General features: G+C 37.3%; 26 protein-coding genes and 1 pseudogene. All 27 read right to left on the reverse strand.

What is annotated here, in order from left to right; translation table 11 throughout:
• Nucleotides 1-60 precede the first annotated feature (60 nt).
• Nucleotides 61-627 (reverse strand): annotated as a pseudogene (locus ACR65M_RS17475) (AAA family ATPase); the annotation flags it as partial.
• A 13-nt stretch (nt 628-640) separates the two neighbouring features.
• Nucleotides 641-1183: an ATP-dependent protease subunit HslV gene (hslV, locus tag ACR65M_RS17480; RefSeq protein WP_341331906.1), complete on the reverse strand. Its 543-nt coding sequence runs from the start codon at nt 1181-1183 to the stop codon at nt 641-643.
• A 16-nt stretch (nt 1184-1199) separates the two neighbouring features.
• A complete protein-coding gene (xerC, locus tag ACR65M_RS17485) occupies nt 1200-2102 on the reverse strand; it encodes a tyrosine recombinase XerC (RefSeq protein WP_341331907.1) in 903 nt (300 codons plus the stop codon).
• A 159-nt stretch (nt 2103-2261) separates the two neighbouring features.
• On the reverse strand, nt 2262-4394 hold the full coding sequence (topA, locus tag ACR65M_RS17490) for a type I DNA topoisomerase (protein ID WP_341331908.1): 2133 nt from the start codon (nt 4392-4394) through the stop codon (nt 2262-2264).
• A gap of 148 nt (nt 4395-4542) precedes the next feature.
• Nucleotides 4543-5424 carry a DNA-processing protein DprA gene (gene dprA, locus ACR65M_RS17495; protein WP_341331909.1) on the reverse strand — a complete coding sequence of 294 codons (882 nt, stop codon included), beginning with the start codon at nt 5422-5424 and terminating at the stop codon, nt 4543-4545.
• A gap of 67 nt (nt 5425-5491) precedes the next feature.
• Nucleotides 5492-6394 carry a succinate--CoA ligase subunit alpha gene (sucD, locus tag ACR65M_RS17500; RefSeq protein ID WP_099352406.1) on the reverse strand — a complete coding sequence of 301 codons (903 nt, stop codon included), beginning with the start codon at nt 6392-6394 and terminating at the stop codon, nt 5492-5494.
• Between the two features lie 17 nt (nt 6395-6411).
• Nucleotides 6412-7572: an ADP-forming succinate--CoA ligase subunit beta gene (gene sucC, locus ACR65M_RS17505; protein ID WP_341331910.1), complete on the reverse strand. Its 1161-nt coding sequence runs from the start codon at nt 7570-7572 to the stop codon at nt 6412-6414.
• Nucleotides 7573-7865: 293 nt separating this feature from the next.
• Entirely contained in the window at nt 7866-8153 is a 288-nt protein-coding gene (locus ACR65M_RS17510) for an EscU/YscU/HrcU family type III secretion system export apparatus switch protein (protein WP_440273919.1), read from the reverse strand.
• The gene (locus tag ACR65M_RS17515; RefSeq protein ID WP_341331912.1) at nt 8150-8746 is read right to left on the reverse strand and encodes a hypothetical protein; all 597 of its coding nucleotides are present in this window, start codon (nt 8744-8746) and stop codon (nt 8150-8152) included. Before ACR65M_RS17515 ends, ACR65M_RS17510 begins: the two co-directional genes overlap by 4 nt.
• Nucleotides 8746-9522 carry a ribonuclease HII gene (rnhB, locus tag ACR65M_RS17520; protein WP_341331913.1) on the reverse strand — a complete coding sequence of 259 codons (777 nt, stop codon included), beginning with the start codon at nt 9520-9522 and terminating at the stop codon, nt 8746-8748. Before rnhB ends, ACR65M_RS17515 begins: the two co-directional genes overlap by 1 nt.
• A gap of 83 nt (nt 9523-9605) precedes the next feature.
• Nucleotides 9606-10448 (reverse strand): ribosome biogenesis GTPase YlqF, encoded by an 843-nt coding sequence (gene ylqF, locus ACR65M_RS17525; protein ID WP_341331914.1) that lies wholly within the window; start codon nt 10446-10448, stop codon nt 9606-9608.
• A 48-nt stretch (nt 10449-10496) separates the two neighbouring features.
• Nucleotides 10497-11030 (reverse strand): signal peptidase I, encoded by a 534-nt coding sequence (gene lepB / locus ACR65M_RS17530; protein WP_341331915.1) that lies wholly within the window; start codon nt 11028-11030, stop codon nt 10497-10499.
• Nucleotides 11031-11174: 144 nt separating this feature from the next.
• A complete protein-coding gene (rplS, locus tag ACR65M_RS17535; RefSeq protein WP_121446560.1) occupies nt 11175-11519 on the reverse strand; it encodes a 50S ribosomal protein L19 in 345 nt (114 codons plus the stop codon).
• Between the two features lie 133 nt (nt 11520-11652).
• A complete protein-coding gene (trmD, locus tag ACR65M_RS17540) occupies nt 11653-12390 on the reverse strand; it encodes a tRNA (guanosine(37)-N1)-methyltransferase TrmD (RefSeq protein ID WP_309099333.1) in 738 nt (245 codons plus the stop codon).
• 1 nt (nt 12391) lies between these two features.
• Nucleotides 12392-12904, reverse strand: a complete 513-nt coding sequence (gene rimM / locus ACR65M_RS17545) for a ribosome maturation factor RimM (RefSeq protein WP_121446558.1) — start codon at nt 12902-12904, stop codon at nt 12392-12394.
• 11 nt (nt 12905-12915) lie between these two features.
• Nucleotides 12916-13302: a YlqD family protein gene (locus ACR65M_RS17550; protein ID WP_341331916.1), complete on the reverse strand. Its 387-nt coding sequence runs from the start codon at nt 13300-13302 to the stop codon at nt 12916-12918.
• Nucleotides 13303-13783: 481 nt separating this feature from the next.
• A complete protein-coding gene (locus ACR65M_RS17555; protein ID WP_440273924.1) occupies nt 13784-14014 on the reverse strand; it encodes a KH domain-containing protein in 231 nt (76 codons plus the stop codon).
• Nucleotides 14015-14028: 14 nt separating this feature from the next.
• On the reverse strand, nt 14029-14301 hold the full coding sequence (gene rpsP, locus ACR65M_RS17560) for a 30S ribosomal protein S16 (protein ID WP_077617792.1): 273 nt from the start codon (nt 14299-14301) through the stop codon (nt 14029-14031).
• Between the two features lie 252 nt (nt 14302-14553).
• A complete protein-coding gene (ffh, locus tag ACR65M_RS17565) occupies nt 14554-15894 on the reverse strand; it encodes a signal recognition particle protein (protein ID WP_121446556.1) in 1341 nt (446 codons plus the stop codon).
• A gap of 14 nt (nt 15895-15908) precedes the next feature.
• On the reverse strand, nt 15909-16238 hold the full coding sequence (locus ACR65M_RS17570; protein WP_440273920.1) for a putative DNA-binding protein: 330 nt from the start codon (nt 16236-16238) through the stop codon (nt 15909-15911).
• A 155-nt stretch (nt 16239-16393) separates the two neighbouring features.
• The gene (ftsY, locus tag ACR65M_RS17575) at nt 16394-17383 is read right to left on the reverse strand and encodes a signal recognition particle-docking protein FtsY (protein ID WP_440273921.1); all 990 of its coding nucleotides are present in this window, start codon (nt 17381-17383) and stop codon (nt 16394-16396) included.
• A 17-nt stretch (nt 17384-17400) separates the two neighbouring features.
• Nucleotides 17401-20970, reverse strand: coding sequence for a chromosome segregation protein SMC (gene smc, locus ACR65M_RS17580; RefSeq protein WP_440273922.1), 3570 nt, complete (start codon nt 20968-20970; stop codon nt 17401-17403).
• Between the two features lie 138 nt (nt 20971-21108).
• Nucleotides 21109-21840, reverse strand: coding sequence for a ribonuclease III (rnc, locus tag ACR65M_RS17585; protein WP_121446553.1), 732 nt, complete (start codon nt 21838-21840; stop codon nt 21109-21111).
• A gap of 60 nt (nt 21841-21900) precedes the next feature.
• The gene (locus ACR65M_RS17590) at nt 21901-22134 is read right to left on the reverse strand and encodes an acyl carrier protein (protein WP_099352471.1); all 234 of its coding nucleotides are present in this window, start codon (nt 22132-22134) and stop codon (nt 21901-21903) included.
• A 201-nt stretch (nt 22135-22335) separates the two neighbouring features.
• A complete protein-coding gene (gene fabG, locus ACR65M_RS17595) occupies nt 22336-23076 on the reverse strand; it encodes a 3-oxoacyl-[acyl-carrier-protein] reductase (RefSeq protein ID WP_341331919.1) in 741 nt (246 codons plus the stop codon).
• A 1-nt stretch (nt 23077) separates the two neighbouring features.
• A complete protein-coding gene (gene fabD, locus ACR65M_RS17600; protein ID WP_341331920.1) occupies nt 23078-24022 on the reverse strand; it encodes an ACP S-malonyltransferase in 945 nt (314 codons plus the stop codon).
• A 12-nt stretch (nt 24023-24034) separates the two neighbouring features.
• A complete protein-coding gene (gene plsX, locus ACR65M_RS17605) occupies nt 24035-25036 on the reverse strand; it encodes a phosphate acyltransferase PlsX (protein WP_440273923.1) in 1002 nt (333 codons plus the stop codon).
• Nucleotides 25037-25065 lie beyond the last annotated feature (29 nt).

Raw genomic sequence — 25065 nt, forward strand, 5'->3', positions numbered from 1 at the left:
AATGTCACAATACTTATCTCAAGTATTGCCATTTTGGAGGTGTTTTATATTGTCTCACTATTTTAGGTTAGTCCATGCAAGCTTATGCGCCATTCGCTTTCTTCTTTCACTCAAGCTTTCATCTTCATTCGTTTTCTCTACTTCGGGTTCAGTGTTATTGCCTCCAAAAAGCATCTCAAGTGGATTTTTATAAGATGTTTGCTTTTTAGAACTTGGGACAAGTAGTTCAACTATTCGTTTATTTGCATTTTCCTCAGCACGTTCGGATACTTGAACCATTTTATCCTCTTTTACAAGGCGAACTGACGTTTCAACTAAGTCCCGAACCATCGATTCAACATCACGTCCGACATATCCAACTTCAGTAAATTTCGTTGCTTCTACTTTAATAAAAGGTGCACCAACTAGTTTTGCTAATCGCCTAGCTATTTCAGTTTTACCTACTCCGGTTGGCCCGATCATCAATATATTCTTGGGTACAATTTCATCTCTTAGCTTTTCGTTAAGCAAGTTGCGACGATATCGATTTCTTAATGCTACTGACACAGCTCTTTTTGCTTCATTTTGGCCAATGATGTATTGATCTAATTTTTCTACAATCTGTCTTGGGGTTAGATTCGTCTTCAAAGGTATCCCCTCCTTATAGTTCTTCAACTATAATATTTTCATTTGTATACACACAAATTTCACTTGCAATTTCTAATGAAGCTTTTGCAATTTCCCTTGCAGTTAAATGATCACCTGAATATTTTTTTAATGCACGTCCTGCAGAGAGCGCGTAATTCCCACCAGAGCCAATTGCCAAAATTCCATCATCTGGCTCAATTACTTCGCCTGTTCCAGAAATAAGTAGCAAATCCTTCTCATCCATCACAATAAGCATTGCCTCTAATTTACGAAGAATTTTATCACTTCTCCATTCTTTTGCAAGTTCAACTGCTGCCCTTTGCAAATTTCCATTAAACTCTTCTAGGCGTCCTTCAAACATTTCAAATAGGGTAAACGCATCAGCGACCGACCCCGCAAAACCAGCAATAACCCTTCCTTGAAATAGTTTTCGTACCTTTCTTGCTGTATGTTTCATAACAACGGCATTTCCAAAGGTAACTTGACCATCACCAGCCATTGCTGATTTTCCTTTATGTTTTACAGCGAATATTGTTGTTGCATGAAAATTAGACATTTCTCAAACAACCTCCTTATGCACGTGGATGTGAGGACTTATAGATATTTCGCAAATGATCCTTTGTAACATGTGTATACACCTGTGTTGATGACAAACTTTCATGGCCCAGCAGTTCTTGTACAGACCTCATATCAGCGCCCTCGTTTAAAAGATGTGTAGCAAAAGTATGTCTTAATACGTGTGGACTAATATGAATAGTAGAAGACGTCTTCTTAATCATATTATTTAAGATTACCCTGACTCCTCTTGTTGTTAGTGGTCCACCCCGGAAATTAAGAAATAAATGGTTTGTATGTACTGAAGCTTTTTCAAGTAAATCCTTGCGACCTTTGGATATATAGTTTGTTAGTGCTTGTTCAGCATAGCTTCCAAAAGGGACATATCGCTGTTTGTTTCCCTTTCCGTGAACAAACGCGGTTCCTGTTGAAAAGTCCAAGTCCTGGAGAGTGAGCTTACAACATTCACTTACACGGATTCCAGTCGCATATAATAACTCAAGTAAAGCTTGATCCCGTTGCCCTAAGCAAGTTGAAACATCTGAAACTCTAAATAGCTTTTCCAATTCTTCTTCATATAAAAAATGGGGAAGTCTTTGTTCCCTTTTTGGTAATGACACCAGTATAAAGGGATTTTGAGAAATAAGCTTCTCCCTTAAAAGGAAATTAAAAAAACTGCGCAATGTTGATATTTTTTTTGCAACAGTACGTCTTGCATATTGTTTCTTATAAAGCTCAGTTAGATACAAACGCACATCGGAATATGTTACGTCAGTAAGATTTAAGATTGTTTCTCGGTTCATAAATAAGAAAAAGTCTTCAATTGACTGTTCATAATGCACAATAGTATATTCTGAATAATTTTTCTCAATTTGTAAATATTCTTTGAATAACTGTAACGATTTGTTCACATCTTCCAATTTATCCACCTCACAAGGGCTACTAAATATTATCACAATTTAGTAGCCCTTGCAAATAAAAACTCTGATTTTTTTACAAAATTCTGAATTGCGTAAGAAATCCGCTTTTTCCGATAGAAAATGGAAAGTGGTGAGCTGTACGCTGCTCACCACCACATGTTACTTCTGAGTTTCTTCTTTATAATCACACTGTGCACATTGTACCTGAATTCCTTTTTTGAGTTTTTTCTCAACTAATAGGTTTTCACACTTTGGACATTTCCGAGCTAGTGGTTTATCCCAAGATAGAAAATCACATTCTGGGTATTGATCGCAACCATAAAAAATTCTTTTCTTCTTGCTTTTTCTCTCAACAATATTTCCTTTTTCACATTTCGGACAAGGAACCCCGATTTCTTTTACAATCGGTTTTGTATTGCGACAATCTGGAAAATTGGAACAGGCCATGAATTTGCCGTAGCGACCCATTTTGTAAACCATAGGATGACCACAGTTTTCACAATCTACACCCGCAGGTTCATCCTTAATTTCTACTTCCTTCATTTCTGATTCTGCAATTTCTAATCTCTTTTCAAAGTCCTGATAAAATTCATCAATAATTTTGATCCACTCAGTTTTACCTTCTTCAATTTCATCAAGGTCATGCTCCATTTTTGCAGTAAATTCTACATCTAAAATTCTCGGGAAGAATTCAAGCATTAACTCATCTACGATTTCCCCTAATTCGGTAGGAACAAAACGTTTATTATCTAAGGAAACATAGCCTCTTTTCTGGATAGTATCCAAAGTTGGTGCATAAGTTGAAGGTCTTCCTATTCCAAGTTCCTCCATCGTTTTAACAAGTCGAGCTTCCGTATATCTTGGAGGTGGCTGAGTAAAGTGTTGCTTCGGATCAATATCTGTAGCAAATACTCGGTCACCCTCTTTTAAATCAGGTAGCATCTTCTCTTTTTCTTCAACATTGTCATCATTACCCTCAACATAAACCTTCATAAATCCAGGGAATTTAACTTTTGATCCAGTGGCTCTGAACACAACGTCTCCATAATTTAGGTCAACACTCATTGTATCCAAGATTGCAGAAGCCATTTGACTAGCAACAAATCGCTCCCAAATCAATTTATATAATCTAAGTTGATCTCTGCTTAAATATTGTTTCACACTATTTGGTTCTCTGAAGACTGAAGTCGGGCGAATCCCTTCGTGAGCATCCTGTGTATTCGCACCTTTTTTCTCTTTCCTTTTTGTATCTGTTAAAAATTGTTTTCCAAATGTCTGTTCAATATATTGGGAACTTTCCTGAACGGCTGTCTCTGAAATTCGAGTTGAATCTGTACGCATATATGTGATTAAACCAACTGTTCCTTCCTTACCTAGGTCAATTCCTTCATATAATTGTTGAGCAAGCATCATTGTTTTCTTCGCACGGAAATTTAATTTACGCGCAGCTTCCTGTTGTAGGGAAGATGTAATAAATGGTGGTGCCGGATTTCTTTTACGTTCTTTTTTTGTAACAGATGTAATGGTAAATGATTTCGCTTTTTTAGAAATCACCGCTGTTAACTCATCACCGCTCCCAGAGAATTCAGCTTCAATTTGAGAAAGGATATCTTCTACCTCGGTTTTATTTGTTAACTCTATTTTATTTCCATTTACACCGTAAAATTGCCCTTCAAATTGTACTTTTTCATTTTCTTTTAAAAAGTTCGCTTTAATTGACCAATATTCTTCCGGTTCAAAATTTTGAATCTCTTTTTCTCTATCAATAATTAATCTAACTGCAACTGATTGAACTCGTCCCGCACTTAAACCTTTTTTTACTTTCTTCCAAAGCAACGGGCTAATATTATAGCCTACTAATCTGTCAAGAACACGTCTTGCTTGTTGTGCATCTACTAGTGCCTGATTAATTGGACGTGGATGTTTAAAGGATTCTTTAATGGCATCCTTTGTAATTTCGTTAAATACAACTCGACAATCAGAAGTAATATCAAGATCTAACGAGTGTGCCAAATGCCAAGCGATTGCTTCTCCTTCGCGGTCGGGGTCGGCTGCTAGAAAGACTTTCTTTGCTTTCTTTGCTGCAGTTTTTAATTCCTTTAACACTGGTCCTTTTCCACGAATAGTAATATATTTTACTTCAAAATCATTTTTTGCATCTACACCCATTTGACTTCTTGGTAGATCTCGTACATGGCCCATTGAAGCCTTTACTTTATATTTCTTACCCAAATATCTCTCAATTGTTTTTGCCTTTGCTGGTGATTCAACTATGACTAAATAGTCCGACATGTATCGCTTCCTCCTTAGAGGTTAAATTAATTTTCCATTTATAATAAATATTGCCTAATTTAATAATAAATCCTCCATATTATTAAATATTCATGTACCGTTTGTCAAACTGTTAAATTTATTTTTATACATTTTAACTAGTTATTCTTTATTCAAAAGTATGAAATTCTGATAAAATATCCTCGCTTGTAAGGACTAATTTTGCTCCGGATTGGATTAACTTATTCGTTCCTACACATGAAGGTTCTAATATCGAACCTGGTATCGCAAAGACCTCTCTGCCTTGGTTTAGAGCTTGATCAGCAGTAATTAATGAACCGCTTTTTTCTTTTGCTTCAACGACAAGAGTTCCTTGAGTTAAACCGCTAATAATTCGATTTCGCATCGGAAACTGCCATTTTTCAGGCTTTGTGGATGGGGGATATTCAGAAATAAGTATATGATTCTGAGTGATGGTAGTTGCTAACTCTTTATTCTCGTGAGGATAAATATGATGAAGACCGCCAGCGATGACTGCAATTGTTTTTCCATTATTTCGGATTGCTAATTGGTGTCCCATTGTATCAATACCACGCGCTAAACCACTAACCAATACCCAATTTTGCTTAATCAAAGGTTCTAAAACTTTTTTCATACTCTGTAAACTAGTTGATGATGGTGTACGTGAACCAACAACACTTAATAATTTCTTACTATTTAGCAAGGATTTGTCTCCAAGCGTATAAATGACCCATGGTGGATCATAAATTTGTTTCAATAGTCTAGGATACTCTTGATCAAATATGGTAATTATCCCCACATTATTATCGCTATATTGTTTTAGCATACTTTGGATTGATAAAGAATGCAAATCTTTTAGAAAAATAGTTAGTTGATTTTTAGACAATGAAAGGATTTTTTCATAAAGGGAAGGGGGGTATTTATAAATTTGGGAGAGGGATGAATCATGCTGTAGTATTTTATAAATCGATTTCCAACCTATTCCTCGACAGTGGTGAAGATGTATTAAGTTTTCTCGAAATTTGTCCATAAATTCTCCTTTTTTTCATCAGAAAAAGACAGTTCTCTAGACAAGAACTGCCTCTTTCGTGTATATATTAGTGAGTTTTACACTTTTCGTATAAACCTTTTTCCTTAAGAACAGAAATTAATGTCTCGCCCATAACTGATGGTGTTTCAGCGACCTTAATTCCACATTCATTCATTGTTTTGATCTTTTCAGCAGCAGTACCTTTACCACCAGAAATAATCGCACCAGCATGGCCCATACGCTTTCCTGGAGGCGCAGTTTGTCCACCGATAAATCCAACAACTGGTTTAGTCATGTTTGCTTTAACCCATTCAGCAGCTTCTTCTTCAGCTGTTCCACCGATTTCACCAATCATGATAACCGCATATGTTTCTTCATCTTCGTTAAATGCTTTTAATACATCGATGAAGTTCGTTCCGTTTACTGGGTCTCCACCAATACCAACTGCAGTTGTTTGACCAATTCCAGCTTGTGTTAATTGGTGTACAGCCTCATAAGTTAATGTACCAGAACGTGATACAACACCTACATGTCCCTTTTTATGGATATATCCAGGCATGATTCCGATTTTACATTCATCAGCAGTGATAACACCAGGACAGTTAGGACCTACTAAACGAGTCTTCTTACCTTCCATATAGCGTTTCACTTTCACCATGTCTAATACTGGTATATGCTCAGTAATACAGATTGCTAAATCTAATTCAGCATCAACTGCTTCGATAATTGCGTCTGCTGCAAATGGAGCAGGTACATAAATTACTGAAGCTGTTGCACCTGTTTGTTCTACTGCTTCTTTTACAGTATTAAATACAGGAACTCCTTCTACTTCAGTTCCACCCTTACCAGGTGAAGTACCACCAACAATTTTAGTACCATATTCAAGCATTTGTTTTGTATGGAATAATGCAGTTGCACCTGTTATCCCTTGAACAATTACTTTTGTATCTTTATTAACAAAAACACCCATGTTTGTCCCCTGCCTTTCTATCCTACTAGTGATACGATTTTTTGTGCACCATCTGCCATTGATTCAGCAGCTGTAATGTTCAGACCAGATTCTTGTAAGATCTTTTTACCTAAATCTACGTTTGTTCCTTCAAGACGTACTACTAGAGGAATTTCCAAGCCTACTTCTTTCGTTGCAGTTACAACACCTTCTGCGATTACATCACACTTCATAATTCCACCAAAGATATTTACGAAAATACCTTTAACGTTTTCATCAGATAGAATGATTTTGAATGCTTCAGTAACTTTCTCTGCAGTTGCACCGCCTCCAACATCAAGGAAGTTCGCAGGATCGCCACCGTAGTGCTTAATAATGTCCATCGTAGACATAGCAAGACCTGCACCGTTAACCATACATCCGATGTTTCCATCTAGTGAAATATAGCTTAAATCATATTTAGATGCTTCAATTTCTTTTGCATCTTCTTCATCTAAATCACGGTATTCAAGCACGTCCTTTTGACGGTATAATGCGTTAGAATCAAAGTTTAATTTTGCATCAAGCGCCATAACTTTACCATCGCCTGTTACAACTAATGGGTTAATTTCAGCAATTGAGCAATCTTTTTCAACGAATGCAGTGTATAAAGCAGTCATGAATTTAACAGCTTGATTCACTAATTCTTTTGGAATGTTAATGTTGAAAGCAATACGACGAGCTTGGAATGGCAATAATCCAACTACTGGATCGATTACTTCTTTGAAAATCTTTTCAGGTGTTTTTTCAGCAACCTCTTCGATTTCTGTTCCACCTTCTTCAGATGCCATTAAAACCACACGAGAAGTAGCACGATCAAGTACTAGTCCAACATAGTACTCTTTTTTAATATCGCAGCCTTCTTCAATTAGAAGACGCTTTACTTCTTTACCTTCTGGTCCTGTTTGGTGTGTTACAAGCGTTTTACCTAGGATTTCATTAGCATATGTACGAACCTCATCTAGGTTTTTCGCTACTTTAACTCCACCCGCTTTACCACGACCCCCTGCGTGAATTTGTGCTTTAACAACACAAACTTGGGAACCAAGTTCTTTTGCAGCTTCAACAGCCTCATCAACCGTGAAAGCAACCTTACCATTTGGAACAGCTACCCCATATTTTCTGAGGATCTCTTTTCCTTGATACTCATGGATATTCATTTCCCATCCTCCATTCTTATGTATAAAAGCAAAGAATTTTTTTGTCAGTCCAAATGTTATTATACATTTTCTTTTTTAATCTTTCTATGACAATTATAATTTTTCCGAAAAATCTTATTTGCATAGAAATTTACATCATACTGAGATAGGATTTTTTCCTCATTCTTTATGATGTTAACTCGACAAAATTAGACTGCGCTTTCATTTTATAACTGAATTAACTACTTGTCTACCATTTCGCATGAATTTGTTCTTTTTTCTACAAATAATGACTAATTTACTATACCACAAAACTATTTTTTTGATTCTTCAAGATATTTATCTATTTCGTAAACAAAAGCAAAAATTTCTGCAACGACTTGATATAAATCATCAGGAATCCCCTCATTTATTCTAAGTTCCCCTAACAACTCTACTAAAGCTGTATCCTCTTGTGGAACTTCATGTTCTTTTGCCTGTTCAATTATATTTTCGGCTACAAGCCCGCTACCTTTTGCAATTACCTTAGGCTCAGAGTCTATTTTTTCGTTATATGACAAAGCAACAGCCATTTTCGCTTTGTTCTTTTGTCCTTTTTTCATATTTTTAGATCTACTCTTTCATGAACTTGAGTTGAGTCGATTTGACCAATCACGTTGTCCCTCTCTAATGTGTTACTTATCTTTATTGATGAAAGCTGGTACCCTAAAGGAACTAAATTCGTTTGGAGGGTAGATTTCAATTCACTGACCAAAGACTCGACTTTATCTGATTGATTAATAATCACTATTGATATAATACGATTTTGAACCTTTACATCAATGACTACTTCATTTAAATATTTTAGTTCTATTGAAAAGAGTAAACGACAAAAATCAGAATCAATTTCCCCATTTTTCTTCCTTCCATTCATCCAAAGAGAAACGTTCTTATTATCTTGAGTTTGAAAGGTAAATTGGTATTGAAGAAATTGACTAGGGTCATTCGACGTTAGGTCAACTGTGTCCATTTGATATAAGGAATTTTGCTGGAATGCATTTTTAGAGATTTCACTCGTCTTTACAGATAATAACCTCGATAGGTTGGTGGAAGAAATTTGTGTTTTTTCTTCTCCCTGACTTGCATTTGAAAGAGAGTGAAGCTTTTGTACAGCTCCACTCTTAAATATTGCTTGTATTAAATGAACTGGGATCATCATTTTACCTCTATTATCTGTCGAATTGGAGCATATGAACGTCGGTGTTCGCTTGTAACGCCGTATTTTTTAAGCGCATCAAGATGATATGCTGTACCATATCCCATATGCTTTTCGAACCCGTATTGAGGATACTCATGACCTAGGCGGACCATTAAACGGTCTCTAGTCACTTTTGCAATAATTGAGCTCGCTGCTATCGAAACACTTTTTGAATCTCCTTTAATGATCGACGTTTGAGGGATAGCGATTGGTATTTCCATTGCGTCAACTAATAGATGATCAGGTTTTTCAGAAAGAGCCATAAGTGCTTTTTTCATTGCTTGCTTTGTTGCTTGATAAATATTTACTTCATCAATAACTTCTGCAGGTATAATCCCGATACCGATAGAAATCGCGCATTCTGTTATTTGTTGGAATAATTCTTCTCGTTTTTGTTCAGATAGTTTTTTTGAATCATTTAGGCCCGGTAAAAAAGCATCTTGAGGTAAAATGACAGCAGCTGCAACTACTGGGCCTGCCAATGGACCACGACCGACTTCATCGACTCCCGCTATAAAACGATACCCCATATTATAAAGGCCTTGTTCATATTGGGTCATTTCTTTAAATTGTTGCTCTAAGGCCTTTTCTTCAGCTTTTTTCTTTCTCCATCGTTGCAGAAGAACTTGAACCCCTTTGCGAGAATCATTTTCACAGTCCTTTAAAAACTGATCCTGTTCATTATGTATCATGGATAGTTGATTTTCGATATCTTTGATTGTCAATTGTGACATGTTTTCACCTTCAATTTCTAATGCTTCATGTAAGTTATATCGTCATTTTCGAAAAAAAATGAAGGCTCGCTATAAAGCGAACCTTAAGGTTTCTCAAATGTTAACCTGCCTAATTTTTCAGTTCGAATTTCTCGAATAATTAATTCTGCTGTTTTATCATAGTCTACAAATCCACCAGACATCATGCTACCACGACGTTTGGCAATTTCATCAAATAGCAATACGATATCATCAGGAATTTCTTCAAGACCAAAACGGTCTTGTAAATTCTCAGGATAATTTTCTTCTAAAAATCTAAGGGCATACACAGCAATATCCTGCAGATTTAGAATTGTGTCTTTAATAGCTCCAGTTGTTGCTAATTTTAGACCCACTTCTTGATCCTCGAATTTTGGCCAAAGAATTCCAGGTGTGTCAAGGAGCTCTAGCTCTTTACCAACCTTGATCCATTGTTGAGCTTTCGTAATCCCAGGACGGTCACCCGTTTGTGCAATATTTTTCTTTGCTAAGCGATTAATTAATGTCGATTTACCGACATTAGGAATCCCAACAATTAATGCTCGTATTGCTCGTGGTCGAATCCCTTTTGCAGCCATTTTGTCAAATTTTTCTTTTAAAATTACCTTTGCTTCACTAACGATTTGCTTCATGCCATTACCTTCTTGTGAATTAATAGCGAGGGCATGTACACCGTTTTCTTTATAATATGAAATCCATTCTTTTGTTAGTTTTGGATCGGCCATGTCTGCTTTATTCAAAAGGAGAAGCCTTGGTTTATTTTTTATGATTTCATCTATCATTGGGTTTCGGGATGATGCAGGAATCCTAGCATCAACAAGTTCGAATACAATATCAATGAGAGAGAGTTTTTCGGTGACCTGTCTTCTCGCTTTTGCCATATGGCCTGGAAACCATTGAATTGTCAATATCTTCACCAACTTATATGGTTTATTTTGTTAAGTTGTCTTTTTCGTTTATTTTACAATACCAAAATCAGATATTGGCCAGTAGATTAGGCTTGTTTCACCTAGGACTTCGCTGATTGGGACTGGGCCGATATGGCGCGAGTCCTTACTGTAGCGGCGATTGTCCCCCATGACAAACAGGTGACCTTCTGGCACTTCTTCTAAAATAAATGGATCTGTAAGTGGTCCATCAATTAGGTTTTTCTTATATTCATCAAGATAGGGTTCTTCGTACGGTTCATCATTAATGTAGAGGATATCGTTTTTATATTCAATTCGATCACCAGGTAATCCTATTATCCGCTTGATGTAATCTTTTTCGACTGTTGCATGGAAGACTACGATGTCAAATCGGTCTGGTTCACCCACCTTATAACCGATCTTATTAACAATCATACGGTCTTGGTGATGTAAGGTTGGCATCATTGAAAGCCCATCTACTACAATCGGTGCAAAGAAAAAATAACGGATTACTGCTGCTAATATGACAGCAATGGCTAGCGCTTTAATCCATTCCCAAAGTTCATTTTTTTGTTTGGCCATCATTGCTCCTCCACCTGTTCTTTTCTCATCTACCAAATAGCTCTTTATATAAGAATAGAGTATGTATTATCCTACTATTATAAATAGAATTTGTACAAATGTAAAAGGAGCTTGTTAATTTTATACAAGCTCCTTTCTCGTTTATTATCGAATTTCTTTAATACGTGCTTTTTTACCACGAAGTTCGCGTAAGTAGTATAATTTCGCACGGCGTACTTTACCACGGCGTACTACTTCAAGCTTCGCAATTTTTGGTGTATGCACTGGGAATGTACGTTCAACACCAACTCCGTAAGATACCTTACGAACAGTGAAAGTTTCGCTAATTCCACCACCACGACGCTTAATCACAACACCTTCATATACCTGAATACGCTCACGGTTACCCTCGATAACTTTAACGTGTACACGTACTGTATCTCCAGGACGGAAAACAGGAAGGTCAGTTCTTAATTGTTCTTTTGTGATTTCTTCAATAATGTTTTGCATCGTCTTTTCAACTCCTTCCAACAGATGCTCTTACCAATATACATTCATTGCAGCGGAACATCTTAATAAGACAAGGACAAATTGCCCAAGTCACAAAGAGTATATTACCATATTCCTGATACCGTTGCAATAGTTACTCTTCATCTATTTTAATTTCTTTTAACCATTTTTCTTGTTTAGGTGAAAGTTGATAGCTTTCAAGTAAATCTGGCCTTCTTTTATATGTTCGTCTAAGTGATTCTTTTTCCCGCCATTCTTCAATATGCATATGATTTCCAGATAAAAGGACATCAGGTACGGTCATCCCTCTAAAATCTGCAGGTCTTGTATAATGAGGGTGTTCTAGTAATCCCGTACTATGAGAATCAAGCACTGGTGAATCCTCATTACCTAATACTCCTGGTAAAAGTCGAACAACACTATCTGAGATAACCATTGCTGCAAGTTCACCGCCAGTTAAAACAAAATCACCAATTGAAATTTCTTCCGTACTTAAATTTTCTCTAATCCGCTCATCATAGCCCTCATAGTGGCCACAAATAAAGATCAAATGATCTTCCTTTGCCAATTGTTCAGCTTTCTGTTGGGTAAATCTCTCTCCCTGTGGGCATAAAAGTATAACTTTAGGTTTTGATTCTGTTTGTTTAGTAAGATCTTCAACGGCATCAAAGATGGGCTGCGGCATTAATACCATTCCAGCTCCACCACCATAAGGATAGTCGTCAACTTTTTGATGTTTGTTATCGGCATATTCACGGAAGTTTACAACCCTGAACGAAACCTTCTCTTTTTCTTGTGCCTTTTTTAAAATGGATTCACCCAGTACGCCATTAAACATATTTGGGAAAAGGGTTAAGATATCGATTTTCATGTTAGATTAATCCTTCCATGAGGTGAATAGTGATTCTTTTTTCATCAATATCAATTTCTTTCACGATATCATCAATAAACGGAATCAAAATTTCCTTACCCTTTGCACCTTTTACAACCCACACATCATTCGCACCTGGTGTTAATATTTCTTTAATAGGTCCTAATTCTTCGCCTTCCTCCGTAACAACAGTACAACCAATTATTTCGTGGAAGTAATATTCTCCTTCCTCTAATGCACCAAGTTGACTTTCATGTACTTTAACTAGGGAGTCTTTAAATTGTTCCACATCATTAACGTTGTCGTAACCTTCAAAAGTAACTAAATCAAAGTTTTTATGAGTACGGTGTGATTGGACTTTAACTTCTAAAGGTTCTTTATCTGCTATAAAGATATGTAATGTATTTCCAACCTTATAACGCTCTTCAGGGAAATCTGTTCTAGAGATAATGCGAACCTCGCCTTTAATTCCATGTGTATTTACAATTTTTCCTACGTTATACCACTTGTCCATTTATTTCACCTCTAACGAATTTCTTCAACTATACCTTCTTTAATAATAATTGTTCGTGCAGTTGTTACTTCATCCCAGTTATCCCCTACATTTATATCAATAATCGATTGTACTTCTTTTTCCTTTATTTCACTGCCTATGGGTAGCATATGTATTTGTTCGATTTGAAACTCAAATTGTTTGATTTTTTCTTGCCTAAGGTTAATTTCATTGGTGAAATAAAGGTTAATTTTTGCAGAATCAAATTTCTTAAGCTTTTCCATTTTTCTTAGTTCAAACTTGAGCTGCTCGCATTCTTTAAGTAGTTGAACTTTATCGACTTGTAATGAATCGATGAGCTTTGCTTTGCTTTTATCCGTTAAAATTTGTTTTACTTCAACTGTTTGGATGATTTTCACGTGCACACAACCCTCATGAATTTATATAAATGTTCAAAAAGGAGGATGAAAAGGACCGGGTCGACAAAAACGCCACGGCCTCATGTCTTGTCGACACTAGTACGTCCTGTACGTTGAAAGTTCAAGGCGGCGCGAGCTCCCGAGTACCGGAGCGAGGCAACTGCTTGAGTTACATCCTTGCAGCCTTGCGCTGAGGAATTGACTTCTAGAATATACTAGTAGACGCAAGCGCATGTCCTAGTTATTTATGATCTTCTAGGAGTAATATTCGCAGAAATTAGATGCGTCATTTTCACCGGACTTTTTAAACATCCACTTATAGAAAAAAGGGGGAGGTTGCCCTCTCCCTTTTCCTTGTTTGGTCTAGTTCCAGCGGTTAGAAACTCGAGAATCTTCAACTCCTTCAGCAGAAGCAAAAACCACTTCTACGTCGGAGTCTCCAAATTTCTCGTTTCTGATCAAGCCGCCTACACTTTTCTTTTTATTCGTTAATTTCTAGATGAATTCGTTTATTATGTCCTGTTCCTGCTGCATAGACAACAGTTCTAATCGCCTTAATAACACGGCCTTGTTTCCCGATAACTTTACCCATATCTTCTTTATTCACGCTTAGCAAATAAGTGACATTGCGGTCGTCTGAGTCTTCAGTGACATTGACTTCTTCAGGATGATCAACCAGTGGCTGTACGATTGTTTTAATTAACTCTTTCATCTGTATGTTACCCATTACTTACCGTTTTTTGCGTTATGGAATTTCTCCATAATTCCTTGTTTTGAGAACAAGTTACGAACTGTGTCAGATGGTTTAGCACCATTTTGTAACCATTTTAATGCTAATTCTTCATCAATTTTAACTTCTGCAGGTTGAACAACTGGATTGTAAGTTCCTACAGTTTCAATTTGACGTCCATCACGTGGTGAACGAGAATCAGCTACAACGATACGATAGAAAGGAGATTTTTTTGCTCCCATGCGTTTTAAACGAATTTTTACTGCCATTTTATATAGCACCTCCGAAAATATTTCAACAAGATATAATATTAACTGTTCCACATCTGTTTGTAAAGTGTTTTTTCTTTACATCAATGAAATGGTTATTATTACTACATTTAAATAGAAAAGCGTAAGGCGCTCGTTCATCGGCGACAAGCATAAGAAAAGCGCTGACAGAAGGCGTTTTTTGCCTTCAGAAGCGATTGGCTTATGACCTCGAGCCGATAGCGCCTGAAGCTGGACAACTAGAACTAGGGATTACATAAAAGGAAATTTAAATCCTTTTTTCTTACCTTTTGTCATGTTTGTCATTTGCTTCATCATTTTCTTCATGTCTTCAAATTGCTTTAAGAGACGGTTTACCTCTTGAACAGTTCGACCGCTACCTTTTGCAATTCGCTTTTTACGACTTGAATTGATAATCTCAGGTTGTTCTCTCTCAGCCTTTGTCATAGAACGGATGATTGCCTCGACATGACCGATTTGTTTATCATCAACCTGAACATTCTTCAGCCCCTTCATTTTGTTAGCGCCTGGGAGCATACCAAGAACCTCATCAAGAGGACCCATTTTACGCACCTGTGCTAACTGTTCGAGGAAATCATCAAATGTAAAGGACATTGACTTAAATTTCTTTTCTAGCTCTTTTGCTTTATCTTCATCAACGGAAGCTTGCGCTTTTTCGATGAGTGAAAGCACATCCCCCATCCCTAAAATACGTGAGGCCATACGTTCTGGATGGAATGGTTCTAGAGCATCTAATTTTTCACCAAGACCTACAAATTTAATTGGTGTATTTGTAACAGCTTTAACTGATAATGCTGCACCACCACGGGTATCCCCATCAAGCTTCGTTAAAACAACACCCGTTAAACCTAATAAATCATTAAAGCTTTGCGCGACATTGACTGCATCTTGACCTGTCATAGCGTCAACAACAAGAAAAATCTCATCAGGCTGAGTAACTTCTTTGACTTGTTTAAGCTCGTCCATCAGTTCTTCATCAATGTGCAAACGTCCCGCCGTATCGATTAACACATAATCATGATGTTCTTCTTTTGCTTTTTCGATTGCTTGTTTTGCTATTTCAACAGGACTTACCTGATCGCCAAGAGAAAAAACCGGCATATTAAGTTGTTTACCTAATGTTTGTAGTTGATCTATTGCAGCTGGACGATAGATATCAGCAGCAACGAGAAGTGGTTTACGATTGTGCTTTTTACGTAATAGGTTGGCAAGCTTTCCAGTAGTTGTGGTTTTACCAGCCCCTTGTAAACCAACCATCATAATAACGGTTGGCGGTCTTTTGGCAACCGCAATCTTGCTTTGCTCTCCACCCATAAGGTCTGTAAGCTCCTGCTGAACAACTTTTATAACTTGTTGTCCTGGAGTTAAGCTTTTCATTACCTCTTGTCCGACAGCTCGTTCGCTGACACGCTTGACAAAATCTTTTACAACTTTGAAGTTAACGTCTGCCTCAAGTAATGCTAGACGTACTTCTCGCATCATTTCCTTTACATCGGATTCTGATACTTTTCCCTTACCGCGAATTTTCTGCAGTGTACCTTGCAGTCGGTCGGCTAATCCTTCAAATGCCATTTTTTCACCGCCCCTTATTCTAATTTCTCAAGCAACTGTATCACATTTTGAAGTTCTTCGCTATCATCATATTGATGTGAAAGTCGTTTTAGCTCGGTAATCAGTTTTCTTCGCTCTTGAAATTTCTGAAATAGTAACAGTTTTTCCTCGTACTCTTCAAGCATTGTCTCTGTACGCTTAATATTATCATAGACAGCTTGACGACTAATTTCATATTCCTCTGCTATTTCACCAAGGGAAAAGTCATCTAGGTAATATAAAGACATATAGTTTCTTTGCTTAGGCGTTAACAACGATTGATAGAAATCATAGAGATAATTCATTCTCGTTGTTTTTTCAAGCATAGAATCTCCCCCTTGTTAAGTGAAATACCTTTACAATTCAATAGTTTACCTATTTCACAATAGGTTGTCAAGTTAATTTACTTTACTATCATATACAAAGTGTCATAACACCTATCAAAAAAAAGCCTGTGTGATCAGGCTCTTTTTTTGTTCCTTTATTCTTCTGCTTTCTCGACTAAGTCTGCAAATAGACCGTACACGTAGTTTTTAGCATCAAATTCCTGCAGGTCGTCTACCTTTTCCCCAAGTCCAATCAGTTTTACAGGAATGTTTAGTTCATTTCTGATTGCCAGGACGATTCCACCTTTAGCCGTTCCATCTAATTTTGTTAAAACAATTCCCGTTACATCTGTAGCTGCTGAGAAAGTTTTAGCTTGAGTTAATGCATTTTGTCCTGTTGTCGCATCAAGAACGAGTAAGACTTCATGCGGAGCACCAGGTAATTCACGTTCAATGACGCGTTTAACTTTTTCAAGCTCTTTCATAAGGTTGACCTTATTTTGAAGTCGTCCCGCTGTATCACATATTAACACATCAACATTTCGAGATTTTGCTGCTTGAACAGCATCATACATAACTGCTGCTGGATCTGAACCTTCTGATTGTTTGATCACATCTACGCCAACACGGTCTCCCCAAACTTCAAGCTGCTGAATTGCACCCGCACGGAATGTATCTCCCGCTGCTAAAAGGACATTTTTGCCCTCATTTTTTAGGCGGTTGGCAATTTTACCAATAGATGTGGTTTTACCCACACCATTAACGCCCACAACTAAAATGACAGTAAGGCCTTCCTCCTGAATATTTAGCTTAGGTGATTGTTCCTCGTTTCCTTGGTATATCTCAACAAGTTTCTCCGAGATCACACTTTGGACGTCTTTTGTGTCTTGTATGTTTCTTCGTTTGACTTCCATCTTCAATTCATCAATAAGTTCCATTACGGTAGATACGCCAACATCTGCAGCGATTAATATTTCTTCAAGTTCTTCAAAAAAGTCCTCATCAACCTTTCGATAGCGAGCAACTAAATCATTAACTCGCTCTGAAAATGTATTACGAGTTTTAGATAAACCATCCTTAAATTTTTCGGTTACTGAGTCAGCCTGAGTTGAAATCTTTTCTTTTAATTTTTTAAAGAAACTCATGTAAATCCCCTTTCGTTCTACGTTTGCGATACAAATTCCTTCGATTCTTCAAGTCGAACTGAAACAAGTTTGGAAACCCCGGATTCCTGCATGGTTACACCATATAGCACATCCGCTTCTTCCATTGTACCTTTACGATGAGTAATAACAATAAATTGTGTTTCATTGCTAAATTTCTTTAAATATTGCGCAAACCGGAATACATTTGCTTCATCAAGTGCAGCCTCTACCTCATCTAGTACACAGAATGGAACAGGTCGTACTTTAAGAATTGAAAATAGCAATGCAATTGCAGTTAATGCTCTTTCCCCACCAGATAAAAGCCCTAAGTTCTGCAGTTTTTTCCCTGGAGGCTGAGCAACAATTTCTACACCTGTATTCAATAAATCATTTGGATCAGTTAGACGAAGGTCTGCTCGTCCACCACCAAATAGTGCCTGGAAAACCTTTTCGAAATGGGAACGAATACTTGTAAAAGTAGTTTCAAATCTCTTTTTCATTTCGTCATCCATTTCATCAATCACTTGGAACAACGTATCCTTTGCTTCCTGAAGGTCATTTTGTTGTTCTGTTAAGAATGTAAAACGTTCAGATACCCTCTCATATTCATCGATTGCCCCAAGGTTGACAGTACCAAGCTCTTCAATAGCAAGCTTTATAAGTTTTACCTTCTTTCTTGCTTCAGAAACTTCGATTTGAAGAGGAAATTGTTCTTTAGCAGCCTCATAAGTTAATAAATATTCCTCACGAAGATGTGTTAAACCATTCTCAAGTTCTACATCTAAGCGATTCACCTTAACCTCTTCATCTTGTAGAATGTCTACGAGCTGCTTATACTGACGTCTTGATTCCTTTAACTCACGCTCTAGATCTTCAAGTGTCATTTGTAGTGATAGGCGATGATCTCTCTTATTGCTAATCATTTGGATCGCTTCGTTCTTATCATTTAATTTTTGCTTTGCTGCTTCTTCAAGCTCTAATTCACCTGAATTACTTGAGGTCATTTCATTATCAAGAAGGGCTAAATCGTCTTTCAAGTCAGTAAGCCTAGTGTGCCCGTCATTAAACTCTACCTCTAATCGTTTCACCTTTTCTTGTTGATGTTCGAGTGCTTGTTTTTTTCTAGCTAAAATAACCTTTTGTTCAGTTATTTCCGTTTGTACTGTTTCACGTGAAGTTTGTTGGTCAGACTTTTGTGAATTCAATTGGTCAATCGTTTCGTCTAAAGAGCACAGCTCTTCATCAAGAGCAACTAATTTATCCTTAAGCTCTTCTAGACGAGTAGTCATCTTTTCTTTATCAAGTTGATATTGTTGCTTCTCATCATCATACAATGCCAAATGTTCATTCACATTCTGCTCTTTCAAAGTAACTTCTCGATATTCACCTTTAATGGTTTGCTCTTTTAAGCGTAATGTTTCTCCTGTTTGACGAAGCTTTTCAAGCATTTCTTCTTGCTCGGAAATTAGCTTTTTCTTATCTTTAACCGTTTTTTCGAGTTCTGTTGTTTTAATTTCCATTTCCGATAATTTTTTAGCAATTGCCTCAAGCTCACGGCCTCTACTTAATAACGAATTCGACTTTTGTTTGACAGCTCCCCCAGTCATCGAACCACCAGGATTTACTACATCACCATCAAGCGTGACAATTCGATACCTATGTCCAACAAGCGATGCTAACTCATTCGCGCCTTTTAAATTATTTGTAATAATAATTGTTCCTAATAGGTTTGAAATGACAGATTGAAATCTTCCTTCGTAGGAAATTAGTTCAGAAGCTACTCCAATAAATGCTTGATGTCCTTTAATTGCGACAAGTTGGGTTGCAGGTATCGAACGTTCTTTTATGACATTCATCGGTAAAAACGTTGCTCGACCATACGAATTTTTCTTCAAATACTGGATTGCAGATCTTGCATTTTTTTCATTATTCACAACAATATGCTGTGTTGCCGCACCCAATGCGATTTCAACAGCGGTCTCATACTCTTTAGGAACTTGAATTAATTCTGCAATTGCACCTTCAATTCCTTCGAGTTGATCATTTCTAGCCTTTAAAACTTCCTTAACTCCTTGGAAGAAGCCAGAATAATCATCCTGCATTTCTTCAAGCATTTCTTTTCTCGACTTCGTTTGTTGCAGATATTGATATGCCTGATAAAGCATGCTTTCTTGCTTCTGATAGTTTTTCTTTCCATTCTCAAGCTTTGCTTGTAAGTCTCTAAAAGAAACAATTTGGTGATTAATCTCCTGTTCAATTACAGAGAGCTTTGTTTGTAGCCGTACTTTCTCATCGAGAATTTCTTTGCGCTCTACTAGATATTTTTGATTTGACTCATCTAAACGAGCTACTTTCGCTTCCTGCTGTGAAAGCTGATCATTAATATAGCCAATTTCATTTCGAAAAGAAGCCTGTTTATTTAGCAACTCAAAATAATCACTTTTCAAATTCTCAATTTTCTCTTCAATATTTTGGTCATACGAAGCAAGTAACGTTTGTTTTTCTTTTAACTGCTGTTCTAGTACTTTAACTTCTTCAATTAGTTTCGAAAGCTCATGTTGCTCTGTTTGTTTATTTTCATTTAGGGTCTCCAACTTTTGTGAAAGTTCAAGGATTGAATTTTCAAGTTGGCCTTTGTTTTGCGATGCATTTTTTTTGCGTTCTTTTAATACTTCTTTGCGTCCTTCTAATTTTTCAAGCTCTTCACTCGTCCTTAATAGGAGTTGTTGAAGTTCGTGAATCGATGAATCGGCCGCTTCAATTCCATTTCGTAGTTCTTCAATTTTAGCTTCCTTGCCTTGAAGTTTTGTGTTTAAAGTGAGTTCTTGCTCTTTATGCTCTTCGACAAGCTTTGATAGCTTCACCCATTTTTCATGAAGTTCTTCAATTTCATAAACCGTTAGGCCTACTTCAATTGTTTCTAGCTCTTTCTTTTTTTCAAGATAATCCTTCGCAATCGATGACTGGATTTGAAGTGGCTCTATTTGAGATTCAAGCTCATGAATGATGTCATTAACACGATTTAAATTTTCCTGTGTTTCAGCAAGCTTATATTCAGCCTTCTTTTTACGGGTTTTGTATTTTAACACCCCAGCCGCTTCTTCAAAAATGCTTCTTCGTTCCTCAGCTTTACTGCTTAAAATTTCTTCTACTTTCCCTTGACTAATGATTGAAAAAGCTTCACGGCCAAGTCCAGAATCCATCAATAAATCAACAATATCTTTTAAACGACATGCCTGTTTATTTATTAAAAACTCACTTTCACCAGACCGGTATACACGGCGAGTTATACTCACTTCATGATAATCGATTGGTAAAAATTGATCTTCGTTATCCAACGTTAATGTTACTTCAGCCACATTTAGTGCTTTGCGACTATCACTTCCTGCGAAAATGATATCTTCCATTTTCGACCCACGCAATGATTTTGCTGACTGTTCTCCTAGAACCCATCGTATACCATCAGTGATGTTACTTTTACCACTACCATTTGGCCCAACGACAGCCGTAACCCCAGGTACAAAATCTACTGCAATTCTTTCAGCAAACGATTTAAATCCTACTATATCTAAACGTTTGAGGAACATAAACTTCCCCCTCAATTACAATTTTACAATTTAAAGTCCTACATATTTTATCATAAACAAGTATTTTATTGGATTACTTTTTATCACCATATATGTATGGGCAAAAATATAACCCCACGATATCGTGGGGTGCGCTACTTATTTTTGTTTGTTTTTCAGCTTTATTAAGGCAATTTCTGCCGCATGCTGTTCAGCTTCCTTTTTCGATCTTCCTGTGCCTATTCCAAGTTCCTCGCCATTTAAAGAAACACGTGAAACAAATTCACGACTATGGGCTGGCCCTTTTTCTTGGAGAACCTTATATTCGATAACTCCAGTTCCATCCCGCTGGACAAGCTCTTGTAGCTGACTCTTAAAATCCATCACATGAGAAAAAGCACCCGCATTAATTTTAGGTATGACTGTTTTATCTAAAAACTCATTGACAACCTCTAATCCATGATCAAGATAAAGCGCTCCAATAAATGCCTCAAATACATCAGCAAGTAAAGCAGGTCGCTCTCTACCACCAGTCATTTCTTCCCCTTTTCCTAGTAAAACGAGTTCCCCAAATTTTAATTCATTTGCAAAGGTTACTAATGATGGCTCACAAACAATTGCCGCACGCATCTTAGTTAACTCACCTTCACTCATGATTGGAAACTTTTTAAAAAGGAACTTGGAAATGGTTAGTTCTAAAACAGCATCTCCTAAAAATTCAAGCCGTTCATTGTCTTCATGAGGCTTTTTTCGATGCTCATTCACATAAGATGAATGTGTAAATGCTTGAATAAGTAATCCTTCATCATGAAACTGAATTCCAAGTCGCTCCTGAAAAGCTTTAAATTTTAGAGCGAATTTATTGCCTTTGTCTTTATTTATCCGCTTCACCTTATGAACCTCCAAGGAGAAAGCCCCGTTTTATTAACGGGACTCACATTCTAAGAAATATTATAGCTGGCTTTTTATGTAATTTACAGCGTCACCAACTGTAGCAATTTTTTCAGCCTCATCATCTGAAATTTCCATATCAAACTCATCTTCAAGTTCCATAACAAGTTCAACCACGTCTAGTGAATCCGCTCCAAGATCATCTTTAAAAGAAGCCTCTAAAGTTACTGCTGATTCCTCAACACCTAAGCGATCAACAACGATTTTTGTAATTCTCTCAAACACATCTGCCATTTCCATTCACCTCCCCTCAAGGTATTATATTTTGTTTTACTAGAAAAGCGCAAGAGCCTTTACAATAGTTTTTCGTATTGCCCAGTTCCAGGCACCATCAGCTCACTGGTCTAACCAATCGTTACTGAAGGTAAAAGACACTTTGGTTCAGCGCTTGTCTAAACCTTATCCCCTCAAGTAGTGGGCCTTGTACTTTTCTATTTACATTACCATTCCACCGTCAATATGCAAGGTTTGACCTGTCATATAGTTGCTATGATCTGATGCAAGGAAGAGAACAACTCCAGAGATATCGGTTGTTTCACCAAATCTATTAAGAGGAATTAGTTTTAACATTTCATTCTTAACGTCTTCAGGAAGCTTATCTGTCATATCAGTCGTAATAAATCCCGGCGCTACAGCGTTCACTGTAATATTTCTGCTCGCTAATTCCTTCGCTGCAGTTTTCGTTAATCCGATTACCCCAGCCTTTGCAGCAACATAGTTAGCTTGTCCTGGATTACCACTAACACCCACGATTGAAGCTATATTTATAATTTTTCCAGAACGTTGCTTCATCATCTGTCTTGTAACTGCTTTCGTGCTAAGAAATACACCTTTTAGGTTAATATTAATAACATCGTCCCATTCTTCCTCTTTCATTCTCATCAACAAATTATCCCTAGTAATTCCTGCGTTATTAACAAGAATATCAAGACTGCCGAAAGTAGAAATAACTTCTTTAACCATATTTGTCACCGAATCTGCATCTGACACATTCGCTTGGATTGCAAATGCTTCTTGACCTAATGCTTTAATCTCATCAACAACTTCGTTTGCTTTTTGTTCACTACCAGAATAGTTTACCGCAACTTTTGCACCTGCTTTTGCTAACTCAATTGCAATTGTTCGGCCAATTCCACGTGAAGCACCGGTAACCAATGCTACTTTGCCATTTAACATCTTAATTTCCCTCCTTCAATGCACGAATCGTTGCTTCGAGAGTTTCTGTATCACTTATTGCATATGTTGCTACTCTGCGATTTACTTTTTTAACCAAACCTGAAAGAACTTTACCAGGGCCAATTTCGATAAAAGTATCTACGCCTTGGTCAAGCATATATTGAACAGAACTTTCCCATAAAACAGGTGAATATAATTGCTTTACCAGATTTTCTTTTATTTGATCAGCTGAAGTCATTTCTTCCGCATTAACATTAGCCACGACTGGAACAGATGCATCAATAATCTCAATTTGGTCCAATACGGAACGTAATTTTTCAGCGGCTGGCTCCATTAATGAAGAATGAAACGGCCCACTTACCTCAAGCGGAATCGCTCGTTTTGCTCCCTTTTCCTTTGCTAATTCACAAGCTTTCTGTACCCCTTCGGCAGATCCTGAAATAACAATTTGGCCAGGACAATTAATATTCGCTAGCTGTACTGGAAGACCTAAAGCAGCTATTTCTTCGGTTACAGCGTGTAAGTCTTCACTGCTCATCCCTAAAATCGCTGCCATTGTGCCTTGACCTGCAGGTACAGCTTCTTCCATAAATTCGCCACGTTTGCGTACTGTACGAACAGCATCTTCAAAGCTCAGTGCGCCAGCAGCTACTAACGCCGTATACTCACCAAGACTATGTCCCGCTACATAATCAGGTGTAAGATCTTCTTGCTTGAATTTTTCAAGAATTGCAATACTCGTCGTTAATAGTGATGGTTGGGCATTAGTTGTCAGTGTTAAATTTTCCTGTGGACCATTAAAAATAAGCGAGGACAATTCCTCACCTAGCGCTTTGTCAGCTCTAGTAAAAATATCTTGAACCGTTTCTGAAGCATCTGCTAATTCCTTCCCCATTCCCACGGTCTGAGAACCTTGTCCTGGAAAAACGAATGCAATCTTACCCATTCTCTATTCCCCCTATTCGTCTACTGTAGGATTAATATCCTCTAATGTTTTACGTATTGTTCCAGCTACATCCTTCTCTACCATTTCATAGGTTTGACGGATGGCACTAAATAAACCATTTGCATCTGAAGAACCATGGGCTTTTATAACAGGAGCTTTTAATCCAAATAATCCTGCCCCTCCGTATTCTGAGTAATCTAATGTCTTTTTTAATCCCTTTAATTCTGGCATTAATAGACCAGCAGCTATTTTACTTTTTAGATTACTTGTAAAAGCTGTTTTCAACATTTTAAACATGGAAAGAGCAGTACCTTCAATTGTCTTTAACGCTACGTTACCTGTAAATCCGTCTGTAACAACAACATCGGCAACCCCGTCAAGTAGGTCTCTTGCCTCTACGTTTCCAACGAAATTAAGATTTGTTGCTTTCATCATTTCAAATGCATGTTTCGTTAATTCATTCCCTTTTTTATCTTCTGTACCGACATTTAATAGTCCTACTCGAGGATTTGTAACTCCACGAACCTTTTCAGAGTAGATTGAACCCATTATCGCATACTGAAGCAAATGCTCAGGCTTTGCATCAACATTTGCACCAACATCAAGCATGAGAAATCCCTTTTTATCTAGAGTTGGTAAAGTCGGTGCTAACGCTGGTCGATCAATCCCCTCAATTCGGCCAACGATAAAGAGTCCAGCAGTCATTAATGCCCCTGTATTTCCTGCAGAAATACAGGCATCTGCACGTCCCTCACTAACCTCTTTTGCCATTAAGACCATCGATGCGTTCTTTTTTCTTCTAACAGCCCTCACAGGTTCATCTGTACCTTCTATTACTTCTGTTGTATGTAAAATTGTGATTCTTTCATCTTCAGTTAAGTGTTTGCGAATTTTTACTTCATCGCCAATAAGTGTAACTTCAAGGTCTTTATAATGCTTTAATGCAGATATTGTCCCCTTTACAATTTCCTCTGGGGCATGATCCCCGCCCATTGCATCAATTGCAAGCTTCATCTTTGTATCAATCCTTTTGTTTGCTTTTA

The organism is Ferdinandcohnia sp. SAFN-114, from assembly GCF_059415045.1.